We start from the raw sequence: 12,437 nt of genomic DNA on the forward strand, positions 1-12,437 counted from the left end.
GAATTAGTATGACGTCTGACGTCTTATCCTTCGGGGACGGAGTGAGGATGAACCACCCCTCGGTGTGGATCCAGGAACTCACCTGGCAGGAGGTCGAGACCTACCTGGCACACGACAAGGTCGCCCTGGTGCCGATCGGCAGCACCGAGCAGCACGGCCCCGCCGGCGTGCTCGGCGTCGACTCCTACGTCGCGATCACCCTGGCCGAGGACACGGCCACCAGAACCGGAGTGCTGTGCACGCCGCCGATCTGGTTCGGCGACTCCTCCCACCACTCGGGCTTTCCCGGCACCATCAGCATCCGCACGGAAACACTCGTCGCGCTCGTGCGCGACGTGTGCCGCAGCCTGGCCCGGCACGGCTTCACCCGGATCGTCCTGATCAACGGGCACAAGGGCTCCAACCTCCCGGCACTGGTCACCGCCGTGCGCTCGCTGCACGAGGAGGAACTGCCCCAGGTCATGTTCGCCGTGGCCGACCCGCTGCACCTGGCCAGGTCGGCCGCGCCGACCATCAAGGAGACCAACGAGCACCACTGCGGCGAGCTGGAGCTGTCCCACGTCCACCACCGCTTCCCCGGCATGGTCCGGATGGACCGGCTGACCGGCGCGGGCGTCGACTTCGGCGCCGTGTTCGGCGGATTCGTCGGCGACGACCTGTTCGGCCCGGCCCCGGACGGGGTCGAGATCATGTGGACCGGCGCCGAGCAGCGGGCCTTCGCCCCCACCGGCAGCTTCAGCTCCTCCCTCGGCGTGACCGAGGAGAAGGGCGAGGCCTACCACGAGCACATCGTGGCCAGGCTGTGCGAGCTGGTCGAGTGGATGCGCGGCTACGACGGGCCGATCGGGGCCGGGCGATGAACGAGCTCCACACCGGCGTCCTGGTCGTCGGCGCGGGCGCCGCCGGGGTCTACGCGGCGCTGGAGGCCACCCGCCTGGGCGCCGAGGTCTGCCTGGTGGACAAGAGCATGGTCGGCATGGGCGGCGCGACGATCATGGCCCAGATGACCGTGGCCGCCGCGCTCGGCCACCAGGAGGACGACGCCGCCGAACTGCACTACGCCGACACCGTCGCCGGCGGCAGGGGACTGGTGCACGAACCGCTCGCCGAACTTCTGTGCGAGGACGCGCCCCGGCGGATCCTGGAGACCAGGGCCATGCGGGTGAACTGGGCGGCCGACGGCGACCGGCTCCGGCAGGTCACCGCCCCCGGCCACAGCCGCAGGCGCTGCTGCTACGTCGACGTCCTGGCCACCGGGACGGGCGTGATGAAGGGAATGCGGGCCGAGCTGCGCCGGCGCGGCGTCACCCGCCACCAGAACCTCTTCGTCACCCGCCTGATCACCGACGGCCAGGGCGGGGTCGCCGGCGCGGCCGCCCTGGACGTCGCCACCGGCCAGACGGTCGCGCTGTGGGCGGGCGCGGTGGTGCTGGCCGGCGGCGGCCTCACCGAGATGTACCTGCGCAACTCCGCCTCGGTGAACATGACCGGCGACGCCTACGCGCTCGGCCTGGAGGCCGGCGCCGAACTGGTCGACTTCGAGATGGTGCAGTTCTTCCCCATCGCCAACCTCGCCCCCCGCACCATCGGCCTGGACCCCATCATGTGGGACCCGTTCCGCTACAAACTCGGCGGCAGGCTGCTCAACGGCGACGGCGAGGAGTTCGTCGGCAACTACACCGGCGTCGCCGACGAGGGCAGCTACACCGCCACCCGCGACCAGGTCAGCTACGCCATCCTCAAGGAGGTCGAGGCCGGCCGCGGCTCGCCCAGCGGCGGCGCGTGGCTCGACTTCACCGACCTGCCCGCCGAGCAGATCCACGCCGCCTTCCCGCCCGTCGTCGACAAACTGCTGGCCCAGGGCATCGACCTCACCAAACGCGCCGTCGAGGTGGCCCCCACCGCGCACTACACGATCGGCGGGCTGCGCGTCGGCACCGACATGCGCACCCGCGTGCCCGGCCTGCTGGCCGCCGGGGAGGCCGTCGGCGGCCTGCACGGCGCCAACCGGCTGTCGGGCAACGCCATCAGCGAGGCGTTCGTGTTCGGCGCGCGCGCCGGAAACAGCGCCGCCGACGACGCCAGGGCCCGCGGCGAATCCCGCCCGGACCGCGTGGCCGCCGAGCGGATGGCCGAGGCCCGCGCGCGGATCGCGGAGGTCCGCGGCAGGAACGCCGGAAGCGGCGTCTTCCTGCCCGGCCTGCGCACCCGGCTGCAGCGCACCATGTGGACGCTGGCGGGCCCCTTCCGCACCGAGGGGAAGCTGACCGAGGCCGCCGCCGAACTCGCCGACATCACCACCGCCCTGGGCGAGGCCCAGGTGGGCGAGCAGCATGCCTACAACCTCGAATGGGTTGAATGGTGGGAGATGCGGATGATGCTCCGCAACGCGGAGGCGATCAGGATCGCCGCACTGGAACGCCGCGAGAGCCGGGGAGCCCACCAGCGGGAGGACCACCCGCACACCGACCCCGCCTACGCCCGCACCTCCGTGGTGACGGCCGAGAACGGCACGCTCACCCACCGCTTCACGCCCGTCCCGCGCCGCGGCGCCGTACCCGAGGGAGAGCCCTGTGAGACTGGAAGTGACTCGCGCTGACGGCGCGGGCACCCGCGTCGAGACCTACGAGGTGCCCGAGTTCGAGGGGATGACGGTCCTGGACGCCCTCAACTGGGTGCGCGAGCACGTCGACCCCTCGCTCGCCTTCCGCTTCTCCTGCCGCTGCGCCAACGCGTGCAAGGAGTGCCTGGCCGTGGTGAACGGCGAGCGCACCTACACCTGCACCGTGGCGGCGACCGGCACCGTGACCGTCGAACCGCTCGGCCACAAACCGCACGTCCGCGACCTGGTGGTGAAGCTGTGACGGCGGCGGCGGCGCGCCCGCCGAGGATCGTGGTGGCCATCACCGGCGCCACCGGCGTCGTCTACGGCGTGCGCACCCTGCAGACGCTGGCCGCGCTGGGCGCCGAGACCCACCTGGTGGTCAGCAGGCACGGCGCGCTCACCCTGCGCGCCGAGACCGACTACACCCTGGACGACCTGCGCTCCCTGGCCACGCACGTGCACCCCGCCGGCGACGTCGGCGCCTCCATCGCCAGCGGCTCCCACCGCTTCGACGGCATGATCATCGCACCGTGCACCGTCAAGACGCTCTCCGGCCTCGTCAACGGCTACGCCGACAACCTGGTCACCCGGGCGGCCGACGTGACCCTCAAGGAGGGCCGCAAACTGGTGATCGTGTTCCGGGAGACCCCGCTGCACCTGGGACACCTGCGGCTGCTGACGGCCGCCGCCGAGATGGGGGCCACGGTCTTCCCGCCCATGCCCGCGTTCTACCACCGGCCGGACTCCATCGATGAGATCATTTACCACACCGTAGGCAGGGTCCTCGATCAGTTCGGCTTCGAGATCCCGATGGACCGCTGGACCGGCCTGCGCCCAGACAGAGACCGCCCCTCCGACCGGCTCCAGACCTCCGCCTGCCCCACGACCGATGTTTGACGTCAGTCCTCTCGGGGCCGGGATGTCCCGCCGCGACGACACGGGCGGCCACCACAAGGAGGAACCACCGTGGCACCACGCGGCGTGAGCCGGGACCTGGAACAACTCGCCGAGGGCCGGCCCATCATCACCGACGCCTACCACCAGGTCAAGGCACGGCTGTCGGAACTGGTCGAGAAGATGGCGGACTCCGGAAAACTCCGCCTCCCCTCCGAAGACCAGCTCGGAGCCCTGCTCGGCGTCAGCCGCCCCACCGTGCGCTCGGCCCTGCTGTCACTGCAGAAGGAGGGCAAGGTCCAGCGCCTGCACGGCCGGGGCACCTTCATCAACAAGTACGCCCTGCGCATCCGGGCCAACGTGGGGGAGGACCGGCCCTTCCTCGAACTGCTGACCCGCCTCGGCTACACGGCCACGCTGCGGACGCTGTCGCTGCGATCGGTGACGCTGTCGGGACACATCGCCGAACGCCTGGAGGTCAACCCCGACACCGAGGGATGCGCGATCGAGCGGCTGTTCGAAGCCGACGGCCGGCCCGCGGTGCTCAGCGTCGACTACGTCCCCGCCCGGCTGCTGAACGCGCCGATCGACGACGTCCACCCGATGAACTCGACCTTCGAGTTCCTGGAGGTCCACACCGGCCACCAGGTGCAGTACTCCGTGGCCGAACTGATCCCCGTGGTACCGGACGAGACCGTGGCCCGGCACCTGAACATCGACCGGCAGCAGGCGCTGCTGCTCATGCGCCACCTCCACCTCAACGACGACCAGCGGCCCGTCGCCGTCACCGAGGCCCACGTCAACGACGCGTTCCTGCGGTTCTCGGTCGTCAGGACCTATGTGGGCGCATAACCCGCCCCCCTAGCGAAGGATCACAATGAGCAAGGACCTGAGAAGCTTTCTGGCCGAGGTGGTCACCCACCTGCCGGGCGGCCTGCGGCGCGTGGACAGCGCGGTCGACCGCCGCTTCGGCATCACCGCCTACGGTGCCGACGCGGAGAAGCGGCACGAGTTTCCGGCCTTCCTCTTCACCAACGTGACCGGCAGCGACGTGGCCTGCGTCAGCAACCTGCTGGCCACCCGCGAACGCATGGCGCTGGCCCTCGGCACCACGGTCGAGGAGCTCATCACCGGAGTCACCCGGCAGCGCCAGGAGCACCCGCCGGTCGAGGTGGACGCCGCAAGCGCCCCCGTCAAGCAGATCGTCTGGCGCGGCGACGAGGTGGACCTGCGCAGGCTCCCCATCCCCGTCCACAACGAACTGGACGGGGGACCGTTCCTCACCGCCGCCGCCGCGCTCATGCGCGACCCCGAATCCGGGCGCGTCAACGCCGGCATCTACCGCCACCACGTCTACGACGACCGGCACATGGGCGTGTGGTTCTTCGGCTCCCACCACGGCGGCACCATCCACCGCCGCTACGCCGAACGCGGCGAGCCCACCCCCGTCGCGATCGTCATCGGCCACCACCCGGCCTTCCTCATGGGCGCGGTCTCCCGCGTCCCCGGCATCGGCGGCGAATACGAGGCCGCCGGCGCCTTCCTCGGCGAATCCGTCGAGGTCGTCCGGGCCGAGACCAGCGACCTGCCGGTACCCGCCCGCGCCGAGATCGTCCTGGAAGGGGTGATCCTGCCGGGCGAGACACGCGAGGAGGGCCCCTTCGCCGAATGGCCCGGCCACTACGTGGGCGGCGGCCCCAAGCCCGTCATCCGCATCGACGCCGTGACCATGCGCCGCGACGCGATCTTCCAGGACATCCAGGCCTCCGGCTACGAGCACCGCCTCATGGGCGCCCTGCCCAGGATCGCCAGCATCCACCGCAACGTCAGCCAGGTCATCCCCGGCCTCAAAGCCGTCAACGTGCCGACCTACGCGCGGATGCACTGCTACCTGTCGATCCGCAAGGAACAGGACAACGACCCGGTGCGCGCCGCGTTCGCCGCGCTCAACACCGAACCGGAGAATCTGCGCATGGTGGTCGTGGTCGACGACGACATCGACATCGACGACGAGCGCGAGATGGCCTGGGCCATCGGCACCCGCTTCGACGCCGCCCAGGACCTGCTGGTCGTGCCCACCTGGAACGGCCCCGGCGGCCTGCTGCCCACCAACTGGAGCTACGACGCCGAAGGCGGCCGCAGCGCCCGCCGCTCCTCCGCCGTGATCATCGACGCCACCAAACCGGCCCCGCCCGTGGTCTTCCCGGTGCGCGCCAGAGTCCCCCAGGCCGCCGTCGCCGCGGCCGGCCTGGACGAGACCCTGGCCGTGACGGCACTGAAGGAGCTGCCGTGGCTCGCCTAGCACTCACCATGGCCTGCGGCGACTACGACCGCGTCCAGGCGCTGCGCACCGGCCGCGTCACCCCCGAGGGCATCGACCTCAACCTCCTGCCACTGGAGCCCGAGGAGTGCTTCTGGCGGATGCTGCGCTTCGGGGAGTTCGACATCGCCGAGATGTCCCTGTCCAGCTACTGCATCGCCAGGGCCAAGGGAGACGACAGGTTCGTGGCGATCCCCGCCTTCCTGTCCCGCAGCTTCCGCCACTCCTCGATCTACCTGCGCTCCGGCGCCGGCATCGGCGACCCCCGCGACCTCGCCGGACGCCGCATCGGCGTCCCGGAGTACCAGATGACCGCCTCGGTGTGGACCAGAGGCCTCCTGCACGACGACTACGGCGTCGAGGCCTCCTCCGTCACCTGGCGCACCGGCGGCCTGGAACAGCCCGGCCGGGCCGAACGCCAGCCCCTGACCCTGCCCTCCCACCTGAGGGTCGAACCGGTGGCCGCCGACAGGACACTGATCGACGAACTCCTCGACGGCGAGATCGACGCCATCATGGCCCCGCGCATCCCCTCGGCCTTCCGCCGCGGCGAGCCCGCCATCGGCCGCCTGTTCCCCGACTACGCCGCCCGCGAACTGGACTACTTCCAGCGCACCGGAATCTTCCCGATCATGCACCTGGTGGTGATCCGCGCCGACGTCCACGCCCGCCACCCCTGGGTCGCCCAGAGCGTCTACAAGGCGCTGACCGAGGCCAAACGCCTCGCCCTCGACGGCATCACCGCCGCCCCCGCGCTGCGCCACACCATGCCGTTCCTGCTGGACGCCCTGGAACGGCAGGAGGCCGTCTTCGGCCCCGACCCCTGGCCCTACGGCGTCGCCGCCAACCGCCCCGCGCTGGAGACCTTCACCCGCTACCTCGTCGAACAGGGCCTGACCACCGAAAAACCCGACATCGACCACCTTTTCGCCCCCAGCACCCTGGCCGAGTCCCGGATCTGACGGAGGACAGATGATCGACCTACGCGTCAACGGCACCCCCTACACGGTCGACGGCTCCCCCCTGCGGCCCCTGGCCGGCGTACTGCGCGAGGAACTGGGCCTCACCGGCACCAAACTCGGCTGCGAGGCCGGAGACTGCGGCGCCTGCACCGTCCTGCTGGACGGCCAGGCCGTCGCCTCCTGCCTGCTGCCCGCGGTACGGGCCGAAGGAAAGACCGTGACGACCGTGGAGGGCCTCGGCGCCCCCGGACACCCCCACCCCCTGCAGGAGGCGTTCAAACGGCACGCCGCCAGCCAGTGCGGATTCTGCATCCCGGGCATCCTGATGGCCGCGACCGAGATCGTGGCCCGCCCCGGACCGCTGACCAGGGCCGACGTCGTCGCGGGCCTCACCGGCAACCTGTGCAGGTGCACCGGCTACGCCGCCGTCATCGACGCCGTCCTCGACGCCCACGCCCAACTGCACCCCGCCGCCCAGACGCAGGAGACCACCGCGACACCCGGAGCCCCCGATGCGTGAGCCCCGCTGGGTGGGACGCGACGTCCCGCAGATCGACACCGACGACAAACTCAGCGGCGCCACCGCCTACCTCGGAGACCTGGCACTGCCGCGGATGCTGCACGGCGCCATCGTGCGCAGCCCCGTCCCGCACGGCCGGATCAGGGGCATCGACCTCACCCGGGCCCGCAAGGTCCCCGGAGTACAGGCGGTGGTGACCGCCGCCGACGCACCCCACGTCGCCTTCGGCCCCTACACCCCCGACTGGGAGATCCTCGCCCGCCACAAGGTGCGCTTCGTCGGCGACGAGGTCGCCGCCGTCGCCGCGACCACCCCGGAGGCGGCCCGCGAGGCCGCCGCCCTGGTCACCCTCGACATCGAGGAACTGCCCGCGGTCTTCGACCCCGCGCTCGCCCTCGCCGAAGGAGCCCCGGTCATCTGGGACGAGCACCCCGACAACGTCTCCACGCTGTTCACGATCGAACGCGGTGACGTCACGGCCGCCTTCGACCGCGCCGACCTCGTCTTCGAGGACACCTACGCCACCAACCGCATCTACCACGCCTACCTGGAACCCATCGGCGCCATCGCGGCCTACGAACACGGCTCCTACCTGATGCACGTGCCCACCCACATCCCCTACCGGGCACGCCTGACCTACGCCGCCGCCCTCGGAGTCGACGTCGACCGCGTCCGCATCGTCGTCCCGCCGATCGGCGGCAGCTTCGGCGCGAAATACGAGATGAACACCCCCCTGATCGCGGCACTGCTCGCCCGGCAGGCAGGACGGCCCGTACGCATCCTGTTCGACCGGGAGGAGGACGCCGCCGTCGCCCACCCGCGGCCACCCTTCGTCTTCCAGCACCGCATCGCCGTCGGCTCCGACGGAACCTTCCTCGGCAGGCAGACCGACGTGATCGGGGTCGCGGGCGCCCGCACCTACTGGTCACCCACGGTCGTCGCCACCGCCGTGCACCGCGTCGACTCCCTGTACCGCTTCGGCGCCATGTCCGGCAGGGGACGCCTGATCTACACCAACGAGAACCCCACCACCTGCATGCGCGGCTTCGGCAACGCCGAGGCGCTGTTCGGCATCGAGCAGATGATCGACGACATCGCCGCGAAACTCGGCCACGACCCGGTCGACATCCGGCTGCGCAACGCCGTCCGCGAGGGCGAGACCACCATCCACGGCTGGCACATCAGCTCCTCGAAACTGCCGCAGTGCATCGAACGCGTCCAGCGGATGTCCGGCTACCCCCACCGCCCCCGAACCCCCGCCGAAGCCACCGGCACCCCCGGGGGAGTGGCGCGGGGAATGGGACTGGCCATCGGCCACCACGTCTCCGGCTACCGCACCATCCTCGGCGACTACGACGGCTCCTCGGCCTTCCTGCGGCTCGGAGCCGACGGCGACGTGTCGCTGTACGTCGGGGAACCCGACATCGGCCAGGGACAGCGCACCGTCCTGGCCCAGATCGTGGCCGAGAAACTGGGCCTCGACCCCGGCCGGATGTCCGTGCACGGCGTCGACTCGGCACTGAGCCCGGCGGCCGTCGGCACCCTCGCCTCCCGCGCCACCACCATGGCCGGAATGGCCACCCTCGCCGCCGCCGACGACGCCCGCGCCAAACTCACCGCCTTCGCCGCCGCGCACTGGGGCATCCCCGCCACCGACGTCACCTTCGACGACGGCGTCCTGACCGGAACCGGAACCACCCTGCCGGTCCGGGAGGCACTGCGCCTGTACGGCGTGGCCAACTGCGGGCTCCCGCTGCTGGCCACAGGAGTGCACCACCCGCCCACGACGGTCCCCGACAAGGACAAATACGGCAACCCATCGGCCGCCTACCCCTTCGCCGCCCACGTCGCCGAGGTCGAGGTAGACCTCGCCACCGGCCAGGTCACCGTCACCGGCTACTGGGCCGCCCACGACAGCGGCACCGTCATCAACCCCGCCACCGCCCGCGGCCAGGTGATCGGAGCCGTGGCACAGGGCATCGGCTGGGCGCTGATGGAGGACGTCGTCCTGCGCGACGGAGTGGTGCGCAACCCCAACTTCCTCGACTACCGCATCCCCGGCGCCGGAGACATCCCCGACGTCCAGGTCGAGTTCGTCGACGGCTACGAACCCAACGGCCCCTACGGCGCCAAAAGCGTCGCCGAGGCGGCCATCAACCCGGTCGTCGCCGCCATCGCCAACGCCGTGCACAACGCCACCGGCCACCGCTTCCACGAACTGCCCATCACCGCCGAACGGGTCTTCTGGCGGCTGCACGGCACCGGACCGAACGTAGGGAGCCCCGCATGACACCCGCCACGCCGTTCGCCACGCCGTTCGCCACACGGTCCGCCCCGGCACCCACCGCCACACCCGCCTACCTGCGGCCCGCCACGGTGGGGGAGACGGTCGGCCTGCTCACCCGCCACCCCGGAGCCCACCTGCTGGCCGGCGGAAGCGACCTGATGAACGAACTACGGCTCGGCCTCCTGCCCCCGGCCACCGTGATCGACACCGCCGACCTGCCCGAACTACACGTCCTGTCGGCCGACGGCGACATCGTCCTGGGAGCCGGGATCACGATGCGCCACCTGCTGACCGCCTTCCCCCCGGCGGACGGGCGCCTGCGGGCCCTGCGGCAGGCCGCCGACCTGCTCGGCGGACGGCAGATCCAGGCCGTGGCCACCCTCGGCGGCAACATCTGCCACGCCTCACCCGCCGCCGAGACCGCCCCGCCCCTGCTCGTCCACGACACCCTGGCCAGGATCGCGGGCCCCCACGGCGAACGGACCATCCCCGTCGCCGACCTGTGGACGGCGCCACGCCGTACCAGCCTGACCTCCGGCGAGATCCTGCTCGACCTGCGCATCCCGGCCGCCTGCGCCACCCGCCCCTCGGCCTACCGCCGCATCGAACTGCGCAGATCCGTCGACATCGCCGTGGTCAGCGCCGCCGCCGCCCTGGAGACGCACGACGGGACGATCCACGCCGCACGCCTGGCGCTGGGCGCCGCCGGGCCCGTGCCGTTCCGCGTGCCGGAGGCCGAACGGCTCCTGACCGGCGTCGAACTCACCCTCGACGCCGACGGCGCCCCCACGGGCCCACTCGCCACCGCCCTGGCACAGGCGGCCCAGGCCTGCACGGCCGCCGCCCGCCCCATCTCCGACGTCCGTTCCGGCGCCGAGTACCGCCGGCAGATGACCGCCGTCGTCGCCCGCCGAGCCCTCGAGGCCGCAGCCAGAAAGGTGTCTCCATGACCGTCCACCACACCGAACTGCTCATCGACGGCCAGTGGACCCCCGCCTCCGGCGGAGCCGTCTTCGACGTGCTCAACCCGGCCACCGAACAGATCATCGCCAAGGTCGCCTCCGCCGCCGCCGCCGACGTGGCCCGGGCGGTACAGGCCGCCAGAGCGCAGTTCGACGGGGGAGCCTGGTCACGCCTGAGCGGGGCCGAACGGGGCAGGCTGCTCAACCGCCTCGCAGACCTGATCGAACGCGACGCCGACGAACTGGCCCGCCTGGAGAGCCTGGACGTCGGCAAACCGCTCGGCGAGGCCCGCATGGTCGACCTCAACAGCGCGATCGGCACCTTCCGCTACTTCGCCGGCTGGGCCGACAAGATCGAAGGCCGGGCCGTACCCACACCCGGCTTCCGGGGACGGCCCACCCACGCCTACACGATCCGCGAGCCCCTGGGCGTCGTCGGCGTCATCACCCCGTGGAACGCCCCCATCATGATCGCCGCCTGGAAGCTCGCCCCCGCCCTGGCGGCCGGCTGCACGCTCGTGCTCAAACCCGCCGAGGACGCGCCGCTGAGCACGCTGCACCTGGGCGCGCTCATCCAGGAGGCCGGATTCCCGCCCGGCGTCGTCAACCTCGTGCCCGGCCTGGGAACCGAGGCCGGCGCCGCCCTCACCGCCCACCCGGACGTCGACAAGATCACCTTCACCGGCAGCCCCGAGGTGGGACGGCAGGTCCAGCGCACCGCCGCCGACACCTTCAAACGGGTCACCCTCGAACTCGGCGGCAAATCCCCGCAGATCATCCTGGCCGACGCCACCGTCGAGGACGCCGTCCGCGGCGCGGCCCGCGGCCTGTTCGCCAACCAGGGCGAGGTCTGCGCGGCCGGCACCCGGATCCTGGTCCACCGCTCGCTCCACGACGAGGTGGTCACCGGACTGGCCGAGGCCGCCCGGGCCGTCAAACTCGGCGACCCGTTCGACCCCGCCACCACGATGGGCGCGCTGATCAGCGCACGGCACCGGGAACGGGTGCTCGGCTACGTGGAGGCCGGACGCCGCGAGGGCGCCACCCTCGCCGCCGGAGGCGGGCGGCCGGACGGGCCCGGCTTCTTCGTCCAGCCGACCGTCTTCACCGGCGCCTCCCCGGACATGACGATCGCCCAGGAGGAGATCTTCGGCCCCGTCGGCACCGTACTCGCCTTCGACGACGTCGACGAGGCCGTCCGGATCGCCAACGGCACCCGCTACGGCCTGGCCGCCACCGTCTGGACCCGCGACGTCACCCTCGCCCACGACCTGGCACGCCGCATCCGCGCCGGCTCGGTCTGGGTGAACTGCTGGGGCGTCATCGACCCCCGCCTGCCCTGGGGCGGCGTCAAGCACAGCGGCATCGGCCGCGACCTGGGCGCCTCGGCCCTGGACGCCTACACCGAGGACAAGGCCGTCACCGTCCTGCTGTGAACGGCACCCGCCACGTCACAGACGACACCGCACAGACGACACCGTGACGACACCGTGACGACACCGTGCCCCCTTGCCGCGACCGGCCGCGGCAAGGGGGCACGGCCTTTCAACACCCCGGCGGATTCACGACCGTCGGAAGGAAAGGCGGTGGCGGGTACCGGCGTCCGGTACCCGCCACGGGGCGTTTGGGCCGCTGAACCCCCCGCCCCGGCAGGCGGGGCGGGGGAGCGGGGAGGTCACCCGATGCGCCAGGTGTCCCCCGACAGCAACAGCTCGGTGAGGTCCCCCGGGCCGTACCGTGTGACGGCCGCCCGCACCTGCCCGGCCATCAGTTCGTCGTAGGAGGGGCGCTTCACGCTGCGGAAGACGCCGATCGGGACGTGCTCGAAGGCGGGCTCGTCGAGGCGGGACAGTGCGAAGGCCAGGGAGGGGTCGGGGCGGTGCACGT

General features: G+C 71.8%; 11 protein-coding genes and 1 pseudogene. 11 read left to right on the forward strand and 1 reads right to left on the reverse strand.

The window, feature by feature from the left end; genetic code table 11:
* Window positions 1-47: 47 nt before the first annotated feature.
* The 11 genes from AB0N02_RS22570 to AB0N02_RS22620 all read left to right on the forward strand — a co-directional run bounded on the left by AB0N02_RS22570 (window position 48) and on the right by AB0N02_RS22620 (window position 11,986).
* Window positions 48-860 carry a creatininase family protein gene (locus tag AB0N02_RS22570; protein ID WP_363949690.1) on the forward strand — a complete coding sequence of 271 codons (813 nt, stop codon included), beginning with the start codon at window positions 48-50 and terminating at the stop codon, window positions 858-860.
* On the forward strand, window positions 857-2,599 hold the full coding sequence (locus tag AB0N02_RS22575; protein ID WP_363949693.1) for an FAD-binding protein: 1,743 nt from the start codon (window positions 857-859) through the stop codon (window positions 2,597-2,599). Before AB0N02_RS22570 ends, AB0N02_RS22575 begins: the two co-directional genes overlap by 4 nt.
* Window positions 2,574-2,864: a 2Fe-2S iron-sulfur cluster-binding protein gene (locus tag AB0N02_RS22580; RefSeq protein ID WP_363949695.1), complete on the forward strand. Its 291-nt coding sequence runs from the start codon at window positions 2,574-2,576 to the stop codon at window positions 2,862-2,864. The genes AB0N02_RS22575 and AB0N02_RS22580 overlap by 26 nt, the downstream gene beginning before the upstream one ends.
* Entirely contained in the window at window positions 2,861-3,502 is a 642-nt protein-coding gene (locus AB0N02_RS22585; protein ID WP_363949697.1) for a UbiX family flavin prenyltransferase, read from the forward strand. The genes AB0N02_RS22580 and AB0N02_RS22585 overlap by 4 nt, the downstream gene beginning before the upstream one ends.
* A 69-nt stretch (window positions 3,503-3,571) precedes the next feature.
* Window positions 3,572-4,351, forward strand: a complete 780-nt coding sequence (locus AB0N02_RS22590) for a GntR family transcriptional regulator (RefSeq protein ID WP_363949700.1) — start codon at window positions 3,572-3,574, stop codon at window positions 4,349-4,351.
* 25 nt (window positions 4,352-4,376) lie between these two features.
* Window positions 4,377-5,801 carry a UbiD family decarboxylase gene (locus AB0N02_RS22595; protein ID WP_363949703.1) on the forward strand — a complete coding sequence of 475 codons (1,425 nt, stop codon included), beginning with the start codon at window positions 4,377-4,379 and terminating at the stop codon, window positions 5,799-5,801.
* A complete protein-coding gene (locus tag AB0N02_RS22600; RefSeq protein ID WP_363949706.1) occupies window positions 5,789-6,781 on the forward strand; it encodes an ABC transporter substrate-binding protein in 993 nt (330 codons plus the stop codon). Before AB0N02_RS22595 ends, AB0N02_RS22600 begins: the two co-directional genes overlap by 13 nt.
* 10 nt (window positions 6,782-6,791) lie before the next feature.
* On the forward strand, window positions 6,792-7,301 hold the full coding sequence (locus tag AB0N02_RS22605) for a (2Fe-2S)-binding protein (protein ID WP_363949709.1): 510 nt from the start codon (window positions 6,792-6,794) through the stop codon (window positions 7,299-7,301).
* Entirely contained in the window at window positions 7,294-9,591 is a 2,298-nt protein-coding gene (locus AB0N02_RS22610; RefSeq protein ID WP_363949712.1) for a xanthine dehydrogenase family protein molybdopterin-binding subunit, read from the forward strand. The genes AB0N02_RS22605 and AB0N02_RS22610 overlap by 8 nt, the downstream gene beginning before the upstream one ends.
* Entirely contained in the window at window positions 9,588-10,538 is a 951-nt protein-coding gene (locus AB0N02_RS22615; protein WP_363949715.1) for an FAD binding domain-containing protein, read from the forward strand. Before AB0N02_RS22610 ends, AB0N02_RS22615 begins: the two co-directional genes overlap by 4 nt.
* A complete protein-coding gene (locus AB0N02_RS22620; RefSeq protein WP_363949718.1) occupies window positions 10,535-11,986 on the forward strand; it encodes an aldehyde dehydrogenase family protein in 1,452 nt (483 codons plus the stop codon). The genes AB0N02_RS22615 and AB0N02_RS22620 overlap by 4 nt, the downstream gene beginning before the upstream one ends.
* A gap of 239 nt (window positions 11,987-12,225) precedes the next feature.
* Here the strand turns inward: AB0N02_RS22620 and AB0N02_RS22625 are convergent.
* Window positions 12,226-12,437, reverse strand: a pseudogene (locus AB0N02_RS22625) (2-oxoacid:ferredoxin oxidoreductase subunit beta); the annotation flags it as partial.

The sequence above is a fragment of the Streptosporangium sp. NPDC051022 genome, assembly GCF_040683035.1.
Lineage (GTDB): Bacteria > Actinomycetota > Actinomycetes > Streptosporangiales > Streptosporangiaceae > Streptosporangium.